Below are 23,926 nucleotides of genomic sequence, written 5' to 3' on the forward strand. Positions count from 1 at the left end.
TGGGCTGGGTCAGAGCCGCTGCCAGGGGCGACGGGCTGGATGGATAGAGGCCTGACGCATCGGGACGATGCTGTAAAAAAGGGTTCAACGGCCGCCCCAAGCAGCTGCTGAACCCGATACAAAGTGGCAAGAGAATGTGAAGTCAGACGTATCAGGCTGCCACGGCCACCTTGCGTCCCAGCTTCTGGCGCTCGCGCACCATGGTCAGTGCCGTGTCCTCGATCATGTCTTCCTGGCCGCCCACCATGCCGCGGCGGCCCAGCTCCAGCAGCAGCTCGCGCGCGGGAATGCCGTACTTGGCTTCGGCACGCTTGGCAAACAGCAGGAAGCTGCCGTACACGCCTGCATAGCCCAGGGTCAGCGCGTCGCGGTCGATGCGGATGGGAAAGTCCATCAGCGGCACGACCAGGTCTTCGGCCACGTCCTGGATCTTGAATACGTCCACGCCGGTTTCAATGCCCATGCGCGCGCACACGGCCACCAGCACTTCCATAGGCGTGTTGCCTGCACCGGCGCCCAGGCCCGCAGCCGCAGCGTCGATGCGGTTGGCTCCGACCTCCACTGCAGCCAGAGAGTTGGCGATGCCCATGGCCAGGTTGTGGTGGCCATGGAAACCCAGTTCGGTCTCGGGCTTCAGAGCCTGGCGCACGGCGGACAGACGCTCTTTCACGTCGTCCGGCAGCATATAGCCGGCCGAGTCCGTGATGTAGATGCAGTTGGCGCCGTAGCCTTCCATCAGCTTGGCCTGCTTGACCAGACCTTCGGCACTGTTCATATGCGCCATCATGAGAAAGCCCACGGTATCCATGCCCATTTTGCGGGCCATGGCGATGTGCTGCTCGGAGACGTCAGCCTCGGTGCAATGCGTGGCCACGCGGATGGTGGAGACGCCCAGTTCGTGGGCCATCTTCAGGTGATCGACAGTGCCAATGCCGGGCAGCAGCAGGGCCGAGACCTTGGCGTTTTTCATCAGAGGGATGACGGCGGACAGGTATTCCTCATCCGTATGCGAGGGAAAGCCGTAGTTGACCGAGCTGCCGCCCAGGCCGTCGCCGTGGGTCACTTCAATCAGGGGCACGCCAGCGGCGTCCAGACCCGTGGCCACTGCCTTCATCTGCTCCAGCGAGATGAGGTGGCGCTTGGGGTGCATGCCGTCACGCAGCGTCATGTCGTGAACGGTGATCTTCTTGCCTTTGAGGGACATGTTCTTCTCCTAAGTTCAGGCGGCAACGGCGGCTTCAGCCAGCTCGAAGCGGCCGGCCAGAATTTCTTCGGCAAACATCTCGGCCGTGCGCGCGGCGGCGGCGGTCATGATGTCCAGATTGCCGGCGTACTTGGGTAGGTAGTCGCCCAGGCCTTCGACTTCCATGTAGATGGAGACGCGGTTGCCGTCGATGACAGGGCCGTTGACCAGCTTGTAGCCGGGCACGTATTTCTGCACTTCCCTGATCATGTCCTGCACCGAGGCTTCGATCTCTTCTTTCTTGGGCGTATCCACCGTCAGGCAGTGGATGGTGTCGCGCATGATCAGCGGTGGCTCGGCGGGGTTGATGACGATGATGGCCTTGCCCTTTTGTGCGCCGCCAATCTTTTCCACGGCACCCGATGTGGTGCGGGTGAATTCGTCGATGTTCTTGCGCGTTCCGGGGCCGACCGAGCGGCTCGATACCGTGGCCACGATCTCTCCGTAGCTCACGGCCTGCACGCGCGAAACCGCCGCGACCATGGGAATGGTGGCCTGGCCGCCGCAGGTGACCATATTCACGTTCATGGCCTTTTCTGCAACCTTCTCGGCCAGATTCACGCTGGGCACGCAGTAGGGCCCGATCGCTGCAGGCGTCAGGTCGATCATCAGCACGCCCAGCTCGTTGAGCTTGCGGCTGTTTTCGGCGTGGACATAGGCGCTGGTGGCGTCAAAGGCGATCTGGATGCCATCTTCCTTGACAAAGGGAAGCAGGCCGTCCACACCGTCGGCCGTGGTCTTGATGCCCATCTCGCGGGCACGCTTGAGACCATCGGATTCAGGGTCGATACCGACCATCCATACAGGCTCCAGAATGGGGGAACGCTGCAGTTTCATGAGCAGATCGGTGCCGATATTGCCGGGGCCGATCAGTGCGCACTTGATCTTTTTTTGCGTCATGGTTTCTTACTCGGTGAATTGAATGGAACAGGTGCCCATGCCTTCGATGACCATGTCGAAACGGTCGCCGGCAGCGGCGGGCACCAGGGGGGCGAGAGAGCCGGAAAGAATCACTTCACCGGCCTTGAAGGGAATGCCGAACGCGCCCAGGGTGTTGGCCAGCCAGGCCACGGCTTCGGCGGGGTGGCCTTGCACAGCACTGCCCAGGCCCGAACCAGCAGGCTGGCCGTTCTTGGTCATCTGCATGGCTGCAGCAGCCAAGTCCAGCGAGGCTGGATCGGTGTGCTGCTTGCCGATGACAAAGACGCCGCAGGAGGCGTTGTCGGCAACGGTGTCCTGGATCTTGATCTTCCAGTCGTTGATGCGCGAATCGACGATCTCGAAGCAGGGGGCGACCCACTCGGTGGCGGCCAGCACGTCTTCCTTGGTCACCCCCGGGCCTTGCAGATCCTTCTTGAGCATGAAGGCAATTTCGCCTTCGGCGCGGGGCTGGATCAGACCGGCTGCCTTGAGCGAGACGGCTGCACCGTCCTCGTATTCCATGCTGTCGGTCAGAAAGCCGAAGTCGGGCTGATGCACATTCAGCATGTCCTGCACGGGCTTGGAGGTCACGCCGATCTTCTTGCCGATCACACGTTCGCCCGACGCTTCGCGCAGGCGCAGCATGTGCAGGGAGATGTGATAGGCGTCTTCCACCGTCATTTCGGGGTGGTTGTCGGTCAGCGGTGCCAGCGTCCTGGCCGAGCGCAGGGCTTCATAAAGGCGCTGGCCTTGCGTTTCGATGAACTGCTTGTCACTCATGATTCATCAGCCGTTCTTCATGAAGTCGATGCAGCTGCGGTTGAACATCTCTCGATGCTCGACCTGCACCCAGTGGCCGCACTGGTTGACCAGCACCACGCGGCAATTCTTGATGCCCTTGGCCAGCTTGTCGGCGCCGCCCACGGGGTTGAAGGCATCCTGCATGCCCCAGAAGCCCAACACATTGCACCTGAGCTCAGGCAGCTGATCGGTCATATTGGGGATGTACAGGCGCTGGCGCGAGGCCTCGGTCTGGGTCAGCGCAATCGGGGCGCGTTCATTGATGATCTCGTCGGTCAGCAATGACTGATCCACCACCTGCATGCTCATCACGGCGCGCATGGCCTCGGGGCCGGTCTTGCCGGATTTGTAGACATTGAACATATTGGCAATGCCGGGCATGGCCATATAGGCCTCGAACTCTTCCACGCCGCCAGGAGCCATGAGGATCAGGCTCTTGACGTCTTCGGGGTACTTGAGCGCATATCCCAGCGCCACGGCACCGCCCAGCGAGTTGCCCAGCAGGGTGATGTTCTTCAGGCCCAGTTGCTCCACCAGACCTTTGACGCCGGCGATGAAGAAATCCATGTCGTACTGCCTGGGCTCCTCGGTCTTGGACGAGAGGCCGTAGCCGAGCAGGTCGGGAACGATGGAGCGAAAGCCGGCCGCAGCAAACTCGGGGTAGTTGCCCTTGAAGTTGCTATAGCCGCTGGCACCCGTGCCGGCGCCGTGCAGAAAGATCACGGGGTCGCCAGAGCCTTGCTCATGGTAGTGAACGCGCTGAGGATGACCGGCCACATTGCCGATGTCCACATACTTGCCTTCTGGGATGGAAAATTGGCTCATCTCTGTTCTTTATGCTTGGAGTGGATAGGCGAAGGCTGTCTCCTGCCTTCGGGTGAGAAATCTTGGATGACGAGGCTTGTCAAGCCCTGGCTTGCCAGAGCTTGGGCAGGCCGGGGTCGGTGGCGGCAATCGCCTTTTTGAGCAGATTGCGCAGCGTGGCTGCTTCCATCTCGCCAAGGCTCGCTATCAAATCGGTTTCCACGGCTTTGGCTGCGGCCAGCACATGCAAGATCGCTTCGTTGCCCAGGGGGGTGAGCTGCAGCGACTCGGCGCGCTCGCGACTTTCCTCCACCCAGCCCTTGCTGATCAGCGACTGCAGGGCCACGGCTCCGATGTCGGTGCCGGTGTAGGCCATGTGAGACGCAATTTCGGCAGGCGACTGGGGTTGCTGGATGCTGAGCAGCGAGAGCACGTAAAAATCGGCATCGGTCATGCCGTAAGCCGCCATGGGCTTGCGCAAGCCGCTCAGAAATTGAAAGTGCGCGCGGCCCATCAAATATCCGATCAGGTTTTCCGAGTAGACGGTATTGGTGTCTGCGGCAGGTTCGCTGGCCACGGCGTTGGCCTTGCGTGAAGCCAGTGCGTAACCGCCGGTCACGTAGAGCAGGGGAGGGTGTGGGTTGGCGTCGTAGTCGGTCACCTCGCCCACAAAGATGATGTGGTCGCCGCCGTCGTACTGAAATGCCGTCTTGCATCTGAAGCGCGCGCTGCAGTCCTGCAGCAGCGGGGCATGGGCTGCCTCGGAGTCCAGTGGCAGGCCGGAGAACTTGTCTTCGCCAGCACGGGCAAAGCGGTTCGACAGGGCTTCTTGCTCGTTGGAGAGGATGTGCACATTCCAGGTGTCGGCTCTCTGGAACACAGGCAGGCTGCGGGCGTTCTTGGCCAGGCTCCACAAAACCATGGGGGGCTCCAGCGAAACCGAGTTGAAGCTGTTGGCAGTGATTCCTACAGGCTCGCCATTCTCGGCGCGAGTGGTGACGATGGTGACCCCGGTGCCAAACATGCCCAGGGCGCGGCGAAAGTCTTTGGGGTCGAAGGTTGCAGCAGTGCTTTGCATGGGGTGAATGTCTCCTTGGTGCAAGAGTGCTGCGAGCAGGGCTTTTATGAATCCTTCACATGGACTAGCAGTGCAAAACAGGGCTTGGTGTTTGTCCTAGGTTCAGTGTTTTTGCTGTGCGGGATCAGGCTTTGGAGAGGTCCGGAAACGCCTGCTTCATCGTTAGTCTGATCGGACGATGAACGGAAAATTGCATGGTGAGAGCATTTCTGTCATAGGCGAAAAGGCCTTGCCCACCACACCACAAGCCGTCCGGTGGAGCGGCAACTGGAGACCTGAATGAACACAATGACAGATAACTACCTCACCCCTGATGCGCTGGCCGTGATCGAGCGTGCCAAGGCCCTGGCGCCCAAGCTGGCGGCCCGCGCCCAGCAGGCGGATCGCGAAGGAAAGATCAGCGACGAAACCGTTCAGGAGATGGCCGAGGCAGGTCTGTTCCGTGTGCTGCAGCCCAAGCGCTGGGGCGGCTATGAAATGGATCCCCGTGTGTTCTACAGCGTGCAGATGGAGCTGGCCAAGGGTTGCATGTCCACCGCCTGGATCTATGGCGTGGTCGGTGTTCATCCCTGGCAGCTGGCGCTGTTTCCCGCCCAGGCGCAGGAAGATGTCTGGGGCAAGGATACGGGCGTGCGCATTGCCTCGACCTATATGCCCACCGGCAAGGCTGAGCCCGTGGAAGGCGGCTTCAGGTTCAACGGCCGCTGGAGCTTTTCTACCGGCTCCAAGCATTGCGACTGGCTGTTTCTCGGCGGCCTGCTGCCCAAGCGTGATGGCACGCCTGGCCTGGAGCATGTGACCTTTCTGCTGCCAAAGTCCGACTACCGAATCGAGGACAACTGGGATGTGCTGGGCCTGCGCGGCACAGGCAGTCATGACATCGTGGTGGAAAACGCGTTTGTCCCGGCACATCGCATCCAGTACACCAACGACCACAGCGATGTGGGCTGCCCCGGTCGCACGGAGAACACCAGCTGGCTGTTCCGTATCCCCTTTACCCATGTGTTCCAGCGTGCGGTGTCCACCGCCTGCCTGGGCGCGCTGGAAAGCGCCATCGCATCCTTTACCGAGCGCGCGACGGCGCACGTTGGAAAGCATGGCAACCGGATGGCCGAGGACGTGAACGCCCAGACGGCCGTGACCGAAGCCACGATTGCACTGGACCAGCTCAAGATGGTTCTGTTCCGTAATTACGCACGCATTGTGGATGCGGCCAAGACTGGTATTCAGCTGACGCTGGAAGAACGTCTGCTGCAGCGTGCTCAGGCGTCATACGTTCCCAAGCTGACGGGCTTTCATGCCAATGAGCTGATGCGTGCCTGCGCAGCCAGCGGTACTTTCAAGAACAATCCCATCGAGCGCATCTTCCGCGACATCCATCAGGGACGTACCCACATTGCGAACAACACGGATGCCTATGTGCGCGCCTATGGCTCGCATGTGCTGGGCATTCCCAACCAGGAACCCTTTGTCTGATTGAATTCAGGCCAAGCTGGGGCAGCACTCTCACAACGTGGGCTGCCGCCAGCGTGTATTTGCGACAGTCCATCCATAAAACAAAAGATTGACGGAGACAAGGTATGGCAGAACAAGAATATGACCTGATCGTCGTGGGGTCGGGGGCAGGTGCCATGTTGGGCGCCATTCGCGCGCAGGAGCAGGGCCTCAAGACTCTGGTGGTGGAGAAGACCGAGCTGTTCGGCGGCACGTCGGCCCTGTCGGGGGGCGGCATCTGGATTCCGCTCAATTACGATCAGAAGACCGCTGGCATCAAGGACGATCTGGAAACCGCATTTGGCTATATGAAGCGCTGTGTGCGCGGCATGGCGACGGACGACCGCGTGCTGGCCTATGTGGAAACCGCCAGCAAGATGGCCGAGTATCTGCGCCAGATCGGCATTCCTTATCGCGCCATGGCCAAGTATGCGGATTACTACCCCCATATCGAAGGCTCCAGGCCCGGCGGCCGCACCATGGATCCGGTTGACTTCAATGCCGCCAGGCTGGGCCTGGCAGCGCTGGAAACCATGCGCCCCGGCCCTCCCGGCAATCAGTTGTTCGGCCGCATGAGCATCAGTGCCTTCGAGGCGCATTCCATGCTCTCGCGCGAGCTCAAGTCGCGCTTCACCATCCTGGGCATCATGCTCAAGTATTTTCTGGACTACCCATGGCGCAACAAGACCAGGCGTGATCGTCGCATGACGGGGGGCCAGGCGCTGGTGGCAGGTCTGCTGACTGCCGCCAACAAGGTCGGTGTCGAGATGTGGCACAACTCTCCGCTCAAGGAGCTGGTGCAGGATGCATCGGGCCGTGTGACGGGTGTCATCGTTGAAAGGAATGGTCAGCGCCAGCAGATCAACGCCAGGCGTGGCGTGTTGTTGGGTGCTGGTGGCTTTGAGCGCAATCAGGAGATGCGCGACCAGTATCTGAACAAGCCCTCCAAGGCAGAGTGGACGGCCACCCCAGTGGGAGGCAATACAGGTGATGCTCACCGGGCCGGTCAGGCCGTGGGCGCGCAACTGGCGCTGATGGACTGGTCCTGGGGCGTACCCACCATGGATGTTCCCAAGGAGCCGGCCTTTCGCGGCATCTTCGTGGAGCGCTCGCTGCCGGGGTGCATGGTGGTCAACAGCAGGGGGCAGCGCTTCCTCAACGAGTCCGGCCCTTATCCGGAATTCCAGCAGGCCATGCTGGCCGAACATGCCAAGGGCAATGGTGGCGTGCCTGCATGGATTGTGTTCGACGCCAGCTTCCGCGCGCAAAACCCCATGGGGCCGCTGATGCCTGGCTCGGCCGTGCCGGACAGCAAGGTGCGCAAGAGCTGGCTGAACAATGTCTATTGGAAGGGGGAGACGCTGGAGGATCTGGCACGCCAGATCGGCGTGGACGCTACCGGGCTGCAGGACAGTGCGCGCCGCATGACCGAATACGCCAGAGCTGGCAAGGACCTGGACTTTGACCGGGGCGGCAATGTGTTTGACCGCTACTACGGCGATCCGCGTCTCAAAAATCCCAACCTCGGCCCCATCGAGAAAGGTCCGTTCTACGCCATGCGCCTGTGGCCCGGCGAGATCGGCACCAAGGGGGGGCTGCTCACGGATAGAGAGGGGCGTGTGCTCGACACGCAAGGCAGGATCATCGAGGGGCTGTACTGCGTGGGCAACAACTCCGCCTCCGTCATGGGGCCGGCCTACGCCGGCGCTGGCTCCACCCTGGGGCCGGCCATGACATTTGCCTTTCGCGCCGTGGCCGACATGCTAGGCAAACCCTTGCCCATCGAGAACCCGCATCTGCTGGGCAAGACGGTTTGATCAGGAGGCGCGGAAATGTCCAATTTCAAAAAGCATGTCAGCACCATCAATCCTGTGGGAGCCGTCTTGGATGTGGGGGCGGCCGATGAGGTCCAATGGTCCGATGCAAGCGATGTGGTTGTGGTCGGCTGGGGAGGCGCGGGTGCCAGTGCAGCGATTGAGGCGCGCGAGCAGGGGGCCGAAGTTCTGGTGATAGACCGCTTCAGCGGCGGTGGCGCCAGTGTGCTGTCGGGCGGTGTGGTCTATGCCGGTGGTGGTACCCGGTACCAGAAGGAAGCAGGTTTCGAGGATTCGCCCGAAGCCATGACTGCCTACCTCAAGCATGAGGTCAATGGTGTGGTCAGTGACGAGACTCTGGCTCGCTTTAGCCGCGACAGCGTGGCCAACCTGAACTGGCTGGAAAAGCAGGGCGCCACATTTGCATCCACCATGCCGACGTACAAGACCTCCTATCCGGCCGACGGCATGTACCTGTACTACTCGGGCAACGAGGTGGTGCCGGCCTACGGCAACCCGCAACTGGTCAAGAAGCCTGCACCGCGCGGTCATCGCGTGGTGGCCAAGGGGCAGTCGGGAGCGACGTTCTTTGCCGCGCTGCAAAAGTCCACATTGGCGCACGGAGCCCGCACATTGACGCAGGCCCGCGTCCAGCGCCTGGTGCGCGAGAAGGACAGTGGCCGTGTATTGGGCGTGGAGGTGATGGTGTTGCCGGAAGGAGATCCACGTACCGAACGCCACAAGAAGCTCGATGAGCTGGTGGCCAAGTGGCGTTTGTATCAGGCACCACGTGCCCAGGCGGGTCGTCGTGAAGCTGCGCAGATCGAAAGCGAGATCGGCGAGAAGCGCTACATCCGTGCTCGCAAAGGTGTGGTGCTATCCACTGGTGGCTATATCTTCAATTCGGAGTTGCTGGAACGGCATGCACCGGCTTACAAGCCCGGCTGGCTGACCGGTGCTGCGGGCTGCGATGGCTCTGGACTGCGACTGGGGCAATCCGTGGGAGGGATCGCTCAGGATCTGAACAATATATCGGCCTGGCGCTTCATCACGCCGCCCTCGGTCTGGCCCAAGGGTCTGGTGGTCAACACCAAAGGCGAGCGCTTCTGCAATGAACAGGTCTACGGTGCCAAGCTAGGCTACGAGCTGATGGAAAAGCAGGGCGGCAAGGCCTGGCTCATCATCGACAGCAACCTGCGTCGTCAAGCCACTTGGCAATGCCTGTTCGGCGGGCTCTGGGCCTTCCAGTCCATGCCTGCATTGGCCCTGATGTACAAGGTCGCCGTCAAGGGCAAGTCGATCGCCGATCTGGCAGGCAAGCTCCATATGGACGCTGCCGTTTTGCAGCGCCAGTTTGACAGCGCCAATGCCGCTGCACGCGGTGAGGTGGAAGACCCGCTGGGTAAATCCAAAGACATGCGTCACGAGTTCAAGGGTGGTGCGTTGTTCGCCATTGATATCTCCATCAGCCAGAAGATGTTCCCGCTGGCCGTCCTGAGCCTGGGGGGCCTCAAGGTCAACGAGGACAACGGTGCGGTGATTGATGGTGCCGGCTATGACATTCCCGGGTTGTATGCCGCGGGGCGCACCGCCATTGGTGTGGCGTCCTCGCGTTATGTGAGCGGCTTGTCCCTGGCCGACTGCGTGTTCTCGGGCCGCCGAGCGGGCAAGGCGGCTGCACTGGACGGGGGCGAGTCCCCTGCTACCCAGGCTGTGTGTCCGCAGGCAAGTGCTGTGGAGAGCGTCAGTTCCTGACCCCGTGGATTGGGGACGATCTTGTGCCGGGGCGCCAGTGCAAGGTTGCACAAAAAGAGTGAGTGAGTAAGGGGTAAGAAGAAATGAGCAGTGAAGCCACAACAACCGCATCGCGGTATCACCCGCTGCGCGTGCGCGCGGTGATTGACGAGACGCACGATACCAAGTCAATTGTGTTCGAGGTGCCAGAGGCTCTGGCTGAGCAATTCAGCTATCGTCCCGGCCAGTTTCTGACTCTGCGACTGCCTATCGAGGGCCGTTATGTGCCTCGCTGCTACTCCATGTCCAGTGCCCCGATGCTCGACGATGCCTTGCGGGTGACTGTCAAGCGCGTCGACAAGGGACGAGGTTCCAACTGGGTTTGCGACAGGGTTCAGGTGGGTGACTCCATCGAGCTGATGCCGCCCTCGGGCCTGTTCTCGCCCCGGAATCTGTCTCAGAACTTTTTGCTGCTGGCCGGTGGCAGCGGAATCACACCGGTGTTCTCCATCTTGCGCACCGTACTCAAGCAGCATCAGGGCAATGTGGTGCTGTTCTATGCCAACCGCGATGAGCGTTCGGTCATCTTCAAGAAGGACCTGCAGCAGCTGGCGGCCGAGTATCCAGATCGCCTGCAGGTCATTCACTGGTTGGACTCTGTGCAAGGCGCACCTTCGCAGAAGCAACTCGCAGCCTGGGCCACACCCTGGGTGGCCGAGGCAGGCCAGGCCTTTATCTGCGGGCCGGGTCCCTTCATGGATGCCGCACAGACCGCGATGATCGAGGCCGGCATGCCTGCCGAGCAGGTACATGTGGAGCGCTTTGTCTCTCTGCCTGACGAGGAGACTCTGCAGCTGATGCAGGAGGCAACTGCTCCCGTGGAGGCCGCTGTCGACCAGGCCCTGGTGCAACTGCGCCTGGACGGCGAGGAATACGAATTCAACTGCAGTGGCACGGAGACCATTCTGGAGGCCGGACTGCGCGCCGGCATCAATGTGCCTTTCTCCTGCCAGGCCGGCATGTGCGCATCCTGCATGTGCCAGGTGCAGGATGGCAGCGTACATCTGCGACACAACGAAGTGCTGGATGCCAAGGATCTGTCCAAGAAGTGGACGCTGGCCTGTCAATCCGTGCCCACCAGCGAAAAGCTGCGCGTCAAATTTCCGGAGTAACTTATGTCGAAACCCAACCAGAACGCGATGCCCGAGTCTTCGCTGACCTTGCCTGGCATGCTGGCTGACGTGGTCAGCCGCTTTGCCGGTCGCGCGGCGATTGTCGAAAACGGCAAGTCCATCAGCTATGCCCAGCTGCAGCAGCTGAGCCGCCTGGCCGCACGTGCCTTGATGAGTCTGGGTGTGCAGGCTGGCGACCGTGTGGCTCTGTGGGCACCGAATCTCAGCGAGTGGATCGTTGCCGCCTGCGGCGTCCATGCTGCGGGCGGCGTGCTGGTGCCCTTGAATACCCGCATGAAGGGCGCCGAGGCTGCCGACATTCTCGAGCGCAGCCGTGCCAGGGTGCTGGTGTGCGTGGGCGACTTCCTGAACAACTACTATCCGGATCTGCTGAACGGCCTGCGTCCTGCCACGCTGGAGCAGGTGGTGGTGCTCGGTGACAAGGTGCTGCCCAGCGCAGATATGAACTGGGCGCAGTTCATGGCCAGGGCCGATGGCACGACGGCCGAAGCCCAGCAGCAGCGTGAAGCCCGGATCAAACCTGACGATACGGCCGATCTGATGTTCACCTCCGGCACCACAGGTCGTCCCAAGGGAGTGATGTGCGCGCACCGTCCGACGATCCTGGCTTTCAAGGCATGGTCGGATGTGGTGGGTTTGACCGAAGGCAGCCGATACCTGATCGTCAATCCGTTCTTTCACACCTTTGGCTACAAGGCCGGCTGGGTGGCAGCCTTGCTGCAGGGCTCTACCGTCTATCCCGAGCAGATATTTGATGCGCAAGCCATCTTGCATCGCATCGAGAGCGACCGTATCAGCTTCCTGCCAGGGCCGCCCACTCTGTTTCTGTCCATGCTGGCGCATCCGGGCCTCAAGAATTTCGATCTGAGTTCGCTGAAGTCCTCCGTGACCGGTGCTTCCACAGTACCTCCCATTCTCATCAAGCGCATGCGCGAGGAGCTGGGCATCATGAATGTCACCACGGCCTACGGCCTGACAGAGTGCGGTGGTTGTGCCACGCTCTGCGAGCCCTCCGACAATGTGGAAACCGTGGCCAATACCTGTGGCAAGGCCCTGCCAGGGACCGAGGTGCGCTGTGTGGACGAGCAAGGACGGCCTGTTGGCCCAGGCGAAGCGGGGGAGGTGCTGCTGCGCGGCTATCACATCATGCAGGGCTACTTCGAGGATGAGAAGGCCACGGAAGAAACCATTGATGCAGATGGCTGGTTGCATACAGGCGATGTGGGCGTGCTTGACGAGCGCGGCTATCTGCGTATTACCGACCGCCTCAAGGATATGTTCATCGTGGGCGGCTTCAACTGCTACCCTGCAGAAATCGAGCGCATGCTCTCCAACCACCCCGAGGTGGCGCAGGTTGCCGTGGTCGGGGTGGCCGACGAGCGCATGGGCGAGGTAGGCTGTGCCTGCGTGGTGACACGCAACGGCGTGACACTGGACCAGGAGGCCTTCATCGCCTGGTGCCGCGCCAATATGGCCAACTACAAGGTTCCGCGCTTTGTCTTGCAGCTCGATGGCCTGCCCGTCAACGCATCCAACAAGGTGCAAAAACGCGATCTGCTGCAGATCGTCAAGGACAGGCTTGCGTCTGTACCTCAGCCTGCCTGAACAGGGCCATCTGAAAAAGCCACGCAGTTTTCGAGAACCGGCTCAAAATCGTGGCTATAATTCAAGTCTGCTCTGTAAGGCGAACAGCTTTACAGAAGTGCGGGAATAGCTCAGTTGGTAGAGCGATACCTTGCCAAGGTATAGGTCGACGGTTCGAACCCGTTTTCCCGCTCCAGATTTTGAAAAGGGAAGCAAAAGCTTCCCTTTTTTATTGCTTTGGTCGCATGGCTGATGCAATACTTCTCGCTGGCGCCCTGCGCCGGTTATGAAGTGGGCCCCGATGGTGAAATTGGTAGACACTGCAGACTTAAAATCTGCCGCTTTTAACGAAGCGTACCGGTTCGATTCCGGTTCGGGGCACCAGAATTGAAAAGCCTGCTATATCTTGTATAGCGGGCTTTTTTATTTGTGACTTGAGTAGCCGTTGCTGCCCGCAGTCTTGCTGAAGGTGGGAAAATTCAGTCACTGCGATGCCATAGGGCTGTGGGCGTCAAGGCTTGGCCAAGGCGCTTGGAAAAGTCCTGGCTTCGATGCAATATGGCTTGCAGTTCTGTCATGCTGATGAGGCCTGCACTCCCAGAGAAAAAAGATGTCTAGTTACAACGCTGCTTTTGAAATTCATGTCCACGGACAGGTTCTGCTCCGTGCTGATGTTACGTATGAGCAGCTGCAAGATGCATTGCGTCCCTTGTGGGCCTATGCTGGTGCGCGCTCATTGACCGACGGCGAGGGAAGTCTTTACGAAGAAGAGCCCGGCATCCAGTTCGAGGCCAAGGAGCATCTGCTGCAGATGTGCTGGACCGTGCGCGGCGACGATGACTTCCGCCAGGCCCTGGACGATATGTGCATGGGCCTGAACGAGCTGGCCGAGCAGGGCTCGCCCATCGAGGTGACCTTCTATGACACCGAGTTCGACGAGGAAGAGGCTCCTGCAGAGGCGCAAAGCCGCGATGACTTCCTGATGCTGTTTGTCGGCCCCAATCCTGCGGCCATCATGCAGGTGCAGCGCGATCTGCTGGTGCAGGACGTCATCAACATGATGGAGCGCCACTTCGATGGCGCCGAACTCGGCGGCGTGGTGCAGGAAATCGACAAGCTGTTCTCTCAGCGTTTCGAAGCCCTGGTCAGCTCGCTGGAGCTGGGCAAGCCGCCGCGTGGTGGATCGGGGGGCTCGGCCTCTGGTCATGGCGGCAATCGCCGCCCGCGCCATCTGCATTGATTCCTTCGATCATTCGCTGTCAAAGCCCTCTGTGCTGCAGTCCCGAGACTGTGGCGGAGGGCTTGTCTTTTGTCATGAAGCCCATTCCTACACCCAAGTATTCAGGAGCCGTGACCCAGCAGCTGCGCAAGGACAGGGCTGCGCGCGCCAGCATGGGCGAAGAGGGGGTGAATGCATCCTTGCCGCTGGCATTGCCCTATCTCTCGGGCTACGCGCCATCGCTGCAGAACCAAGTGCGCGACTGGCTGCTGGCCGGCAAGGCCGGTGACTGGCTGCTGCGCAAATATCCGCAGGCCCATGCGGTTCGCACGGACAGGGCGCTCTATGACTATGTCGATGCGCTCAAGGCGCAATATCTGCGCAATGCAGGGCAGTTGCACAAGGTGGCCTATGACAGCAAGATTCATGTGGTGCGCAATGCCCTGGGTCTGCATACTCGGCGCGCGATTGCGCATGGAGGCCGTCTCAATGCCAGGCACGAGATTCATGTGGCGGCCATGTTCAAGCAGGCGCCAGATGCCTTTTTGCGCATGATTTGCGTGCATGAGCTGGCACATATCCGCATCATGGATCACGACAAGGCTTTTTATCAGTTATGCACGCATATGGAGCCTGATTACCATCAGTTGGAGTTCGATGTGCGTTTTTATCTCAGTTACCTGGATCAGGGTGGCGAGCTGCTCTGGAGCTGATGGCGCAGATCAGGCGAGAGTGGGCACTGCGCTGGGCGAGCACACGTTGACGGCCTGGCTGCAGTCGATGGGCAGATCCAGCCAACGCTGGGCTGCGGCTTGCATGGCCGTCAGGCGGCCGGTTGTCATGAGCTGAATCTGGTCGGCCTGGGCCAGCTGCAACGATCCATCGGTTTCGGCCCCCAGCAGGTTGCGCTGCTCCAGCATGCGCCGGGTCTGGCGTGCCACGGGGGCACCCGTGTCCAGGAACTGAATATCGGGCCCCAGCAGGGCGCGCAAATCGTCCTTGACGAACACATAGTGGGTACAGCCCAGCACCAGCGTATCCATCTGTCCTGTCTTAAGGCCGAAACTCCCTAAAGCGCTTGTGTACTTTGCGCACAGCGCACTGATCTCCGTGGCGCTTGCATCCTCGGGCAATGCCTGCTCCGTGCTTTGCTCGATCGCCCTGGCCAGGCCGTCGCAGGCTTGAAGGTGAAACTCGGCGCGTTGGCCATGCTCCGACACCAGGCGCGCCACACGCTGGCTGGAGATGGTGCCACGAGTGGCCATCACTCCCACATGATGGGTCTGGCTGGAAAAAGAGGCAGGTTTGATGGCCGGTTCCACGCCAATGACGGGCAGTTGCGGGAGGCGCTCGCGCAACAGTTCCACGGCCGCAGCGGTGGCCGTATTGCAGGCAATCACGAGAATCTTGATGTCGTGCTGCTCCAGCAGGTATTTCGCAATGGCCAAGCTGCGCTCCTGCACAAACGCATCGCCGCGTGCATCGCCATAGGGTGCATTGCCGCTGTCGGCCAGATAGACAAACTGCTCGTGCGGCAGCTCATGGCGCAGTGCCTGCAGCACGCTGAGGCCGCCCACACCACTATCAAAAATACCGATGGGGGAGTGATGAGTGGGCATGGTGCAAGAGGCGGGTGGAGGCGATGGTGCGGCCGTCAGTATGCGCCGCTTTGCGTACCGACGGCGCGTCCAGGGCTATGGTTTATCAGGGATTCGGGCTGCTCTGGGTTGCAGGCAAGCCGCAGACCGGACAGAAATTATCACCATGACCGACTTCATGTCCGGCCGGGCAGTGGCGGGTCTTGAGCATGGAAGGCAGGTTCCAGCTCGAGAAGAAGATGCAAAACGCCATGCCGTAGAAGATCATCCAGTGGCCTGAAAACACGCGCAAGCCCTGCTGCTGCTCGGCCATGCCGCCCGAAATGCCGAGAAAAAAGTTGACAAAAGCGTAGATGAAGATCGCGTAAGCGCTGTTGCGCATCCAGGCGGGGCAGCCTGCGAGCACCTTCTTCCAGGAAAACTGCAGGCGATTGCCGTTGTTGATGCGCTGGGCGATCATCACGGCAGGAATCCAGACGACAAAAATCCCGATGCTCATGGCGCTTTTGAACATCCCCAGGATATCTTGATGCAAGTGTGCTTCAAGTGTATCGATCTGCCCTGCAAGTGCGGTCAAATGTGTGATTGCACTGAGCGCAAAGCCCATTCCGGAAATCAGCATCAATGGCGGCAGAAGAATTTGCATGGCGGCTTGAAAAGATAAAAAAAGGAGCTGAGAGCGCTTGTTTACTGGTGGTTTCAGCGGCCAATCAGATATTTTTTTATTGTGGCATAGCGATCAATGCTCATCTTTTTGTTGTGAGGCCGCCAGACGAATGCTGTCCACAAGCCTGCCGAAGTAGCTTTCGCGCATGGACAGCGAGGCGGGCAATGGGGCGGATGGCAGGCTGTCGTAGCCATCTTCATCAATGCAGAATTCGAAAAACAGGTAGTCAATTTCGGGCAGCTTGAGCTGATGGCGGCAGGCGTGGCGGCCCGAGCCCCGTTTTTTTTCGGCAATGGTCTGCATGCTGGTATTGCTTCCCAGGACCGCCGTATAGGCCATGGGCAGGGTGGCTGCCAGGTTGAGCCAGAGCATGAAAGCCATGAAAGCGGTGCATAGCAAGGCCATCAGCCAGCGCTTGATGGGGCCGTAGCTGAGCCAGGGGCCTGCGGGTTGCCAAAGTCCCAGCCCATGGAGTCGCCGCAGCCAGATGCCGGCGGCTGCCGTAAGTGCCAGCGCCAGATACAGCGCGATCAGCTGCCAATGCGCATCGGGTATGAAGCTGCGCCAGAAAATGGGGGCGAGTGCGCCCATCATCACTGCCATGAAAGCGACGATCAGCCATTTCTGTGGATTGGACGTTTCAGGTTTCCAGAGCCAGTTCATGCTTGTTGCATCTGTTGGGGTGCTGCCAGTAGTTTGAGCTGAGCCAGGCTCAAAGAGTTTTTCGCATACGTGCGTTGCTCAGGGCAATGCCACGTACGACGGGGATTTGCCGGCGCTGTAGCTCAAAGCCGAAATGTGCGAAGAAAGCCTGGGCATTGAGACTGGCATCGGCGGTCAGTTCAGGCAGGCCGGTTTGCCGTGCTGCTAGTTCGATATGTGCAAGCAGCAATCGGCCCACGCCTTGGCGCGCGTATTGCGGAGCTACAAAAAAGTGATCGATATAGCCATTGGCCTGCAGATCTGCATAACCCATGGGTAAATCATCGGCGCAGACGGCGACAAAAGGCTTGAGTGCCTGGATGCGCTGGCGCCACTCCATCCAGTCGGGACGTTGTGGCGCCCAGGCGTCAAGCTGCGCCTGGTTGTAGTGAGTCACTGCCAGTTGATGAACAGCATCGTGAAACACCTGCCATAGCGCGATTTCATCGCCGGGACGATAGCTGCGTACATGCATGGGTTGGCAGATTGATTGAGTTTGGCAAAAATGGTTTGCAGCAGAGGCATGACATCGGTGCAGCACGCAAGGGCGGCTGTGGAAGCACTTCTTCATCTGCATGCAACCCGCTGTTTTGATGAATTTTCTGTCATCAACTGAAGGTGAACGGTGGTCTAAAGTCTGTGAAATGCTCAGGTTTTTATAGCGGAAAAAATAACGTCAACCTCTAGAATGATCCGCCCATGCCCTTGATATACCTCATCCTCCTACCTTTTGCAGGCAGCCTTCTGGCTGCTTTATTGCCGGCGAATGCGCGCAATACTGAATCAACACTCGCGGGTGTCATTGCGCTGATATGCGCAATTCAGGTAGGGATGCTGTTCCCGGAAATGGCCGACGGAGCGGTGCTCAGGCAGGAGATTTCCTGGCTGCCGGCGCTGGGGCTGAATCTGGTGATCCGCATGGATGGGTTCGCCTGGTTGTTCTCCATGCTGGTCTTCGGCATTGGTGCGCTGGTGGTGCTTTACGCGCGTTACTACATGTCGCCCACTGATCCTGTACCGCGCTTTTTCTCGTTTTTTCTGGCCTTTATGGGGGCCATGGCAGGGGTGGTGCTCTCGGGAAACATCATTCAGCTGGTATTTTTCTGGGAACTGACCAGTCTTTTCTCGTTTCTGCTGATCGGCTACTGGTATCACCGCAAGGATGCGCGCCGGGGCGCACGCATGGCTTTGACGGTCACGGGCACGGGCGGGCTGGCCATGCTGGTGGGCATGCTGGTGCTGGGTCATATCGTGGGCAGCTATGACCTCGATAATGTTCTGGCGGCTGGGCAGCAGATTCGCGATAGCCACCTTTATCTGTTGGCATTGGTGCTGATTTTGCTTGGAGCGCTCACCAAAAGTGCTCAATTCCCATTTCAGTTCTGGTTGCCAAACGCCATGGCGGCTCCCACGCCCGTGTCCGCCTATCTGCACTCGGCCACCATGGTCAAGGCCGGCGTGTTTCTGCTGGCACGGCTGTGGCCGGTGCTGGCGGACACCGATGCATGGTTCTGGTTGGTCGGTGGGGCCGGCGCCATGACGCTGCTGATTGGCGGCTATTGCGCGATGTTCCAGCATGACCTCAAGGGTTTGCTCGCGTATTCGACGATTTCACACCTGGGTCTGATTACCTTGCTGCTGGGCCTGAACAGCAAGCTGGCCGCTGTGGCGGCGGTGTTTCATATCATGAACCATGCGACCTTCAAGGCTTCGCTGTTCATGGCTGCAGGCATCGTGGACCATGAAAGCGGCACGCGTGACATCAGGCGTCTGTCGGGTCTGCGTTTCATGATGCCGATCACTGCCACGCTGGCCTGTGTGGCCAGTGCCGCCATGGCCGGTGTGCCGCTGCTCAACGGCTTCATCTCCAAGGAAATGTTCTTTGCCGAGACCGTCTATCTGGATGCAGCGCCCTGGGTCAAGACCGTGCTTCCCGTGGTTGCGACCGTGGCGGGCATGTTCAGCGTGGCCTATTCGCTGCGCTTTACGTTCGATGTCTTTTTTGGGCCCCAGGCAAATGATCTCCCTCACGAGCCGCACGAGCCGCCGCACTGGATGCGTGTGCCGGTGGAGCTACTCGTGCTGGCCTGCCTGATCGTCGGCATCTTCCCGGCCTGGGCGGTGGGCGGTTTTCTGGCTGTTGCTGCAACTCCGGTCGTAGGCGGTGACTTGCCCCAGTACAGCCTGGCCATCTGGCATGGCTGGAATATGCCGCTCATCATGAGCCTGGTGGCACTGGCCGGCGGTATAGTGCTCTACACCATGCTGCGCTGGCAGCGCACGGTCGGACACTTTGATACGACGCCCGTGCTGGGCCGTGTCAGCGGTCGCAGGATTTTTGAAAATCTGCTGGCTCGCATCACCTGGCTGGGCCGGGCGGGACGCCGCAATCTGTCCACGCGCCGCCTGCAGTGGCAGATGCTGTGGCTGGTCTGCGTTGCTCTGGTCGCAGCGGCCCTGCCGCTCTGGCTATGGGGCATGAAACTGGGTGACCGCGGCACTTTGCCGGTGTCTTCGGCTTTTGTGCTGCTCTGGGCGATTGGCTGCCTGTGTGCGCTAGGCACGGCCTGGAAAGCCAAATACCACCGGATGACCGCATTGATCATGCTCGGCGGGACGGGGCTGTGCACGGTGCTGACCTTCCTCTGGTTCTCGGCGCCCGATCTGGCGCTGACCCAGCTGGTGGTGGAAGTCGCCACCACGGTGCTGATCCTGCTGGGGCTGCGCTGGCTGCCCAAGCGGGACAAGAACATGCGTACCGCCGATAGTGCCGATGCGCGGGCCAAGGCACGCCGCCTGCGCGATCTGGTGCTGTCGCTGATTGCCGGTGGCGGCATGGCCTGGCTGGCCTTTGCCATGATGAGCCGGCCCTTCTACGAAAGCACCTCCACCTTCTTCCTCGAGAACGCGCTGGGGGGCGGCGGCGGCACCAATGTGGTGAATGTGACGCTGGTCGACTTCCGTGGCTTCGACACTTTCGGCGAGATTGTGGTGCTGGGCATCGTGGCCGTCGTCATCTATGCGCTGCTGCGCCGCTTCCGCCCGGCGCGCGAGGCCATGGACATCCCGGAGCAGCAGCGCTATGTGCCCGGCGATTTGCAGACCGACCTGCTCAACCCGCGCAATGCCAGCGATACGGCCGTGGGCTACCTCATGGTGCCCGCCGTGCTGGTGCGGCTGCTGCTGCCGTTCGCGACGCTGGTGGCTGCCTATATCTTTGTGCGCGGCCACAACCAGCCGGGTGGCGGTTTCGTGGCCGGGCTGGTGTTCTCGGTTGCCTTGCTGATGCAGTACATCATCTCGGGCACACATTGGGTGGAGGCGCATCTGCCGCTGTATCCGCGCCGCTGGATTGCTGCGGGCCTGCTGTTTGCGCTGGGCACGGGCCTGGGCTCGGTGGCCGTGGGCTACCCCTTCCTGACCAGTCACAGCTTTGACTTTTCGCTGCCCCTGGTGGGACATGTGCATTTCGCCAGCGCCACCTTCTTCGATATCGGCGTGTTCGCGCTGGTGGTGGGCTCCACCATGCTGATCTTGACGGCGATTGCCCACCAATCGGTACGCGGACACCGCTTCCACGCGCGCTTGCTGGAAGAGCAGGAACAAGAGGCCAAGAAGGCCGAGGCCGAGGTGCAGGCCGCCACGGCCGCGGCACTGGCAAGGGGAGGTATGTAATGGAAATCGTTCTGGCCATTGCCATCGGTGTGCTCACCGGCTCGGGCGTCTGGCTGCTGCTGCGCCCGCGTAGCTACCAGGTCATCATGGGGCTGGCGCTGCTGTCCTATGCCGTCAACCTGTTCATCTTCTCGATGGGGCGTCAGGGCCTGTCGATCAACAAGGTGCCGGTTCTGCAAAACGGCGTGCCCACTGATTTGTCGCATTACGCCGACCCCATGCCGCAGGCGCTGGTGCTGACCGCCATCGTCATCGGCTTTGCCATGACGGCGCTGTTCCTAGTCGTGCTGCTGGCATCGCGCGGCGCTTCCGGAAACGACCATGTGGATGGCGCGCACTCGCGAACCGAACAGGAAATGCTATGAGCGAGTGGATTGAGCGTCTGATGCCGCACCTGATGCTGGCCCCCATCATGCTGCCCATGCTGACGGCAGCGCTGATGCTGTTCTTGCGCGAGGAGCGCCAGCGCCTGAAGCTGGGCATGAACATCCTGTCCACCACGATCAGTCTGGTGATTGTGGTCATGCTGCTGAGCTGGACCAACCAGGCGGGCTCGGCTGTCACCATGTCGGTCTATATGCCCGGCAACTGGCCTGCGCCCTTTGGCATCGCGCTGGCGCTGGACCGGCTCACCGCCCTGATGCTGCTGGTCACCTATGTGGTGGCACTGGCCGCACTGGTATTTTCTGCGGCGCGCTGGCACAAGGCCGGTGTGCACTTCCACCCCTTGTTCCAGCTGCAGCTGATGGGGCTCAGCGGTGCTTTCATCACGGCGGACCTGTTCAATCTGTTCGTGTTCTTCGAGATCATGCTGGCAGCCTCTTACGGTCTGCTGCTGCATGGCTCCGGCAGCACGCGCATTCAGGCCGGTCTTCACTATATCGCCATCAATCTGGCAGCGTCTTCGCTGTTCCTGATCGGCGTGTCCATGCTCTATGGCATCACCGGAACGCTTAATATGGCCGATCTGGCCCGGGCCATTCCGCTGGTGCAGGACGCCGACCGCGGCCTGCTGCATGCGGCAGCGGGTGTGCTGGGAACGGCATTTTTGATCAAGGCGGCGCTGTGGCCGCTGAACTTCTGGCTGGTGCCTGGCTACAGCGCGGCGACTGCGCCCGTGGGAGCCTTGTTTGCGCTCATGACCAAGGTGGGGGTCTATGTCATCTTGCGCCTGTGGACCTTGCTGTTCAGCTCGGAAGCCGGGGCATCGGCCCTGTTTGGCAGTACCTGGCTGATCGTGGGCGGCATGCTGACCATGGCCTTTGGTGCGATAGGCATGCTGGGCTCGCAACGGTTGACCCATCTGGCTGGCTTTGCTGCCATTCTTTCGTCCGGCACCCTGCTGGCAGCGACGGGCTTTGGCCAGAACCTGCTGACCGCCGGCCTGCTGTATTACCTGCCAGGCTCCACGCTGGCCGTGGCGGCTCTGTTCCTGATTGCCGATGTGGTGGACCGCTGGCGCGTGGATGATGACGCGGGCGAGCCCTATGAGGACGATGAAGCACCATTCCTCAATGCAGAGCTGTTGCCTACCGAGGGCTTCAACCTCGACGACGAGGAAGAGCTCATGATCGGCCGGGCCTTCCCGGCGGCAGCGGCTTTTCTGGGTCTGAGCTTCATGGCCTGCACCTTGCTGATCTCGGGCCTGCCGCCTCTGTCCGGCTTTCTCGGCAAATTCGCCATGCTGACCAGCCTGCTCAATCCGCTGGGCATGGGGACATCCAGTGGTGTGAAGGCCGGTCCGCTGGGCTGGAGCATGGTGGCCCTGCTCATCATCACCGGTCTGATGGCGTTGGTGGCACTCACGCGCGCCGGCATCCGGCATTTCTGGGCCAATCCGGAGCAGAGCGCGCCGTCACTCAAGGTGGCGGAAGGCCTGCCCATCGTTGCACTGCTGCTGTGCTGTGTGGTGTTGACGGTCAAGGCCGATGATGTGATGCGCTATACCCAGCGAGCGGCCAATGCCCTGCACTCGCCCGATGTCTATGTGCGTACCGTCTTGGGTCTTGCTCCGGTACCTGCTCCCAAGGAGAAGAAGGCTCAGGAGGCTGCAGGGCCCGAGGCTGCGGCACGCGCTGCAGCACTGGAAATGCAGGCAGAGCCCGTCCCCGGTATCGGCGATGAAAGCGAAGCTGCACAGGATGCCGCTACCCAGACCGCAGCCTCGGCTCAGAAAGAGGAGGGCCGCCCATGAAGAACATCATGAAATCCATCTTCCCGGCACCGCTGCTGTCGGTAGCTCTGCTGGTGCTGTGGCTGCTGCTCAACCGCTCGGTCAGTGCTGGCCAGATCTTGCTGGGCCTGATCCTGGGCCTTCTGATTCCCGTGCTGCTGCGCGGCCTGCGCCCCTTGCCGGTGCGGGTCAGCCGTCCGCTGAGCATTCTCAAGCTGGCCTTTCGTGTGGTCTGCGACACCTCGGTTTCCAACTTCAATGTGGTGCGTTTTTTGCTGCTGCCGCGCATGCGCAAGCACCCGGCGGCCTTTGTCCATATTCCGCTCGAGCTGCGTGATCCCAATGGGCTGGCAGTACTGGCCATGATCGTCTGCCTGACGCCCGGCACTTCCTGGGCCGAAATCTCGCGCGACCGCTCCATGCTGCTGCTGCATGCGCTGGAGGTGGAGGATGCCAAGCAGATGGCCGACTTTGTGAAGTCCCGCTACGAGAGCCTGCTGATGGAGATTTTTGAATGAACCCCTGGTTTTATTGGGTGCTGATGGCATCTCTGGTCATGCTGCTGGCGGCCATGGGCTGCTCGGTGCTGCGCCTGCTCAAGGGGCCGCATGCGCAAGATCGCGTGCTGGCGCTGGACTGCATGTATCTCAACGGCATGCTGGCCATGCTGGTCATGGGCATTCTGTACGACAGCACCAACTATTTCGAGGCAGCCTTGCTGGTGGCTCTGTTCGGCTGCGTCGGCTCCACGGCCATGGCCAAGTTCCTGTTGCGCGGCGAGGTGATCGAATGAGTACCGAGGTCATTGGCGTGGATCTACCGCTGTGGGCCCAGATCCTGGTGGCGGCCCTGGTCTTCGGTGGCTCGCTGATTGCTCTCATGGGCTCCGTAGGACTGCTGCGGCTCAAAAGCTATTTCGAGCGCGTGCATGCGCCCTCCATCATCGCTACCATGGGCTGCTGGCTCATCATGCATGCCACCTGGATCTACTTTTCCGTCAGCGGCCAGGGCTTCGTCATGCATTCGGTGCTGATTGCCATCTTCATTGCCGTGACCGTGCCCATCACCACCATCTTCCTCATGCGCGCAGCGCTGTTTCGCTCGCGCCGGGCAGGAGAGAGCGTACCGCCCACGCTCAGCAATCTGGTGCGCAACGAACCCCTGGACGAAGAAGAGGCCGCCGAGGCCGACGAAAAGCCTGCGGCGCATAAAGCCTGAAATCCTGC

22 protein-coding genes and 2 tRNA genes are annotated in these 23,926 nt (G+C 60.7%); 15 read left to right on the forward strand and 9 right to left on the reverse strand.

Annotation, left to right across the window (positions count from 1 at the left end; translation table 11 throughout):
• Window positions 1-151 precede the first annotated feature (151 nt).
• The 5 genes from tesG to CTR2_RS07100 form a co-directional block, all read right to left on the reverse strand.
• Entirely contained in the window at window positions 152-1,204 is a 1,053-nt protein-coding gene (gene tesG, locus CTR2_RS07080) for a 4-hydroxy-2-oxovalerate aldolase TesG (RefSeq protein ID WP_087085964.1), read from the reverse strand.
• Window positions 1,205-1,219: 15 nt separating this feature from the next.
• Window positions 1,220-2,143 carry an acetaldehyde dehydrogenase TesF gene (tesF, locus tag CTR2_RS07085; protein ID WP_087085963.1) on the reverse strand — a complete coding sequence of 308 codons (924 nt, stop codon included), beginning with the start codon at window positions 2,141-2,143 and terminating at the stop codon, window positions 1,220-1,222.
• A gap of 6 nt (window positions 2,144-2,149) precedes the next feature.
• Window positions 2,150-2,944: a 2-hydroxyhexa-2,4-dienoate hydratase TesE gene (gene tesE, locus CTR2_RS07090; protein WP_087085962.1), complete on the reverse strand. Its 795-nt coding sequence runs from the start codon at window positions 2,942-2,944 to the stop codon at window positions 2,150-2,152.
• Window positions 2,945-2,950: 6 nt separating this feature from the next.
• Window positions 2,951-3,790: an alpha/beta fold hydrolase gene (locus CTR2_RS07095; RefSeq protein ID WP_087085961.1), complete on the reverse strand. Its 840-nt coding sequence runs from the start codon at window positions 3,788-3,790 to the stop codon at window positions 2,951-2,953.
• Window positions 3,791-3,869: 79 nt separating this feature from the next.
• Window positions 3,870-4,847, reverse strand: coding sequence for a flavin reductase (locus CTR2_RS07100; RefSeq protein WP_087085960.1), 978 nt, complete (start codon window positions 4,845-4,847; stop codon window positions 3,870-3,872).
• 288 nt (window positions 4,848-5,135) lie between these two features.
• On the opposite strand from CTR2_RS07100, the gene CTR2_RS07105 reads away from it, so the two are divergent.
• The 9 genes from CTR2_RS07105 to CTR2_RS07145 all read left to right on the forward strand — a co-directional run bounded on the left by CTR2_RS07105 (window position 5,136) and on the right by CTR2_RS07145 (window position 14,598).
• Window positions 5,136-6,323, forward strand: coding sequence for an acyl-CoA dehydrogenase family protein (locus CTR2_RS07105; RefSeq protein ID WP_087086097.1), 1,188 nt, complete (start codon window positions 5,136-5,138; stop codon window positions 6,321-6,323).
• A gap of 104 nt (window positions 6,324-6,427) precedes the next feature.
• Complete coding sequence (locus CTR2_RS07110) at window positions 6,428-8,158, forward strand: FAD-dependent oxidoreductase (protein WP_087085959.1); 1,731 nt, start codon at window positions 6,428-6,430, stop codon at window positions 8,156-8,158.
• A 15-nt stretch (window positions 8,159-8,173) separates the two neighbouring features.
• Complete coding sequence (locus CTR2_RS07115) at window positions 8,174-9,910, forward strand: FAD-binding protein (RefSeq protein ID WP_087085958.1); 1,737 nt, start codon at window positions 8,174-8,176, stop codon at window positions 9,908-9,910.
• 83 nt (window positions 9,911-9,993) lie between these two features.
• Window positions 9,994-11,061 (forward strand): ferredoxin--NADP reductase, encoded by a 1,068-nt coding sequence (locus CTR2_RS07120; protein WP_087085957.1) that lies wholly within the window; start codon window positions 9,994-9,996, stop codon window positions 11,059-11,061.
• A 3-nt stretch (window positions 11,062-11,064) separates the two neighbouring features.
• Window positions 11,065-12,687, forward strand: a complete 1,623-nt coding sequence (locus tag CTR2_RS07125; RefSeq protein ID WP_087085956.1) for a FadD3 family acyl-CoA ligase — start codon at window positions 11,065-11,067, stop codon at window positions 12,685-12,687.
• Between the two features lie 99 nt (window positions 12,688-12,786).
• Window positions 12,787-12,862, forward strand: a tRNA-Gly gene (locus CTR2_RS07130).
• Window positions 12,863-12,961: 99 nt separating this feature from the next.
• Window positions 12,962-13,050: transfer RNA gene (locus tag CTR2_RS07135), tRNA-Leu, on the forward strand.
• A 226-nt stretch (window positions 13,051-13,276) separates the two neighbouring features.
• Window positions 13,277-13,906 carry a DUF6806 family protein gene (locus CTR2_RS07140; protein WP_003057277.1) on the forward strand — a complete coding sequence of 210 codons (630 nt, stop codon included), beginning with the start codon at window positions 13,277-13,279 and terminating at the stop codon, window positions 13,904-13,906.
• 74 nt (window positions 13,907-13,980) lie between these two features.
• Window positions 13,981-14,598: a M48 metallopeptidase family protein gene (locus CTR2_RS07145; RefSeq protein WP_087085955.1), complete on the forward strand. Its 618-nt coding sequence runs from the start codon at window positions 13,981-13,983 to the stop codon at window positions 14,596-14,598.
• A 9-nt stretch (window positions 14,599-14,607) separates the two neighbouring features.
• Here the strand turns inward: CTR2_RS07145 and murI are convergent, their stop codons facing one another.
• The 4 genes from murI to CTR2_RS07165 all read right to left on the reverse strand — a co-directional run bounded on the left by murI (window position 14,608) and on the right by CTR2_RS07165 (window position 17,327).
• A complete protein-coding gene (gene murI, locus CTR2_RS07150) occupies window positions 14,608-15,504 on the reverse strand; it encodes a glutamate racemase (protein WP_087085954.1) in 897 nt (298 codons plus the stop codon).
• Between the two features lie 85 nt (window positions 15,505-15,589).
• Window positions 15,590-15,982: a hypothetical protein gene (locus CTR2_RS07155; RefSeq protein ID WP_087086096.1), complete on the reverse strand. Its 393-nt coding sequence runs from the start codon at window positions 15,980-15,982 to the stop codon at window positions 15,590-15,592.
• Between the two features lie 240 nt (window positions 15,983-16,222).
• Window positions 16,223-16,813, reverse strand: coding sequence for a hypothetical protein (locus CTR2_RS07160; protein WP_087085953.1), 591 nt, complete (start codon window positions 16,811-16,813; stop codon window positions 16,223-16,225).
• 49 nt (window positions 16,814-16,862) lie between these two features.
• Entirely contained in the window at window positions 16,863-17,327 is a 465-nt protein-coding gene (locus CTR2_RS07165) for a GNAT family N-acetyltransferase (protein ID WP_087085952.1), read from the reverse strand.
• A 224-nt stretch (window positions 17,328-17,551) separates the two neighbouring features.
• Between CTR2_RS07165 and CTR2_RS07170 the strand changes: the two genes are divergently transcribed.
• Genes CTR2_RS07170 through mnhG form a run of 6 tightly spaced genes read left to right on the forward strand, consistent with a single transcriptional unit; the run spans window position 17,552 to window position 23,918 of the window.
• Window positions 17,552-20,527, forward strand: a complete 2,976-nt coding sequence (locus CTR2_RS07170) for a monovalent cation/H+ antiporter subunit A (protein WP_087085951.1) — start codon at window positions 17,552-17,554, stop codon at window positions 20,525-20,527.
• Entirely contained in the window at window positions 20,527-20,892 is a 366-nt protein-coding gene (locus CTR2_RS07175; protein WP_003057261.1) for a Na+/H+ antiporter subunit C, read from the forward strand. Before CTR2_RS07170 ends, CTR2_RS07175 begins: the two co-directional genes overlap by 1 nt.
• Window positions 20,889-22,721, forward strand: a complete 1,833-nt coding sequence (locus CTR2_RS07180) for a monovalent cation/H+ antiporter subunit D (RefSeq protein ID WP_087085950.1) — start codon at window positions 20,889-20,891, stop codon at window positions 22,719-22,721. Before CTR2_RS07175 ends, CTR2_RS07180 begins: the two co-directional genes overlap by 4 nt.
• The gene (locus CTR2_RS07185; protein ID WP_087085949.1) at window positions 22,718-23,218 is read left to right on the forward strand and encodes a Na+/H+ antiporter subunit E; all 501 of its coding nucleotides are present in this window, start codon (window positions 22,718-22,720) and stop codon (window positions 23,216-23,218) included. Before CTR2_RS07180 ends, CTR2_RS07185 begins: the two co-directional genes overlap by 4 nt.
• Complete coding sequence (locus tag CTR2_RS07190; protein WP_003057255.1) at window positions 23,215-23,493, forward strand: K+/H+ antiporter subunit F; 279 nt, start codon at window positions 23,215-23,217, stop codon at window positions 23,491-23,493. Before CTR2_RS07185 ends, CTR2_RS07190 begins: the two co-directional genes overlap by 4 nt.
• On the forward strand, window positions 23,490-23,918 hold the full coding sequence (mnhG, locus tag CTR2_RS07195; protein ID WP_045840133.1) for a monovalent cation/H(+) antiporter subunit G: 429 nt from the start codon (window positions 23,490-23,492) through the stop codon (window positions 23,916-23,918). The genes CTR2_RS07190 and mnhG overlap by 4 nt, the downstream gene beginning before the upstream one ends.
• The last annotated feature ends 8 nt before the right edge of the window (window positions 23,919-23,926 follow it).

Origin of the sequence: Comamonas thiooxydans, assembly GCF_002157685.2 — a bacterium.
Classification (GTDB): Bacteria; Pseudomonadota; Gammaproteobacteria; order Burkholderiales; family Burkholderiaceae_C; genus Comamonas; species Comamonas testosteroni_H.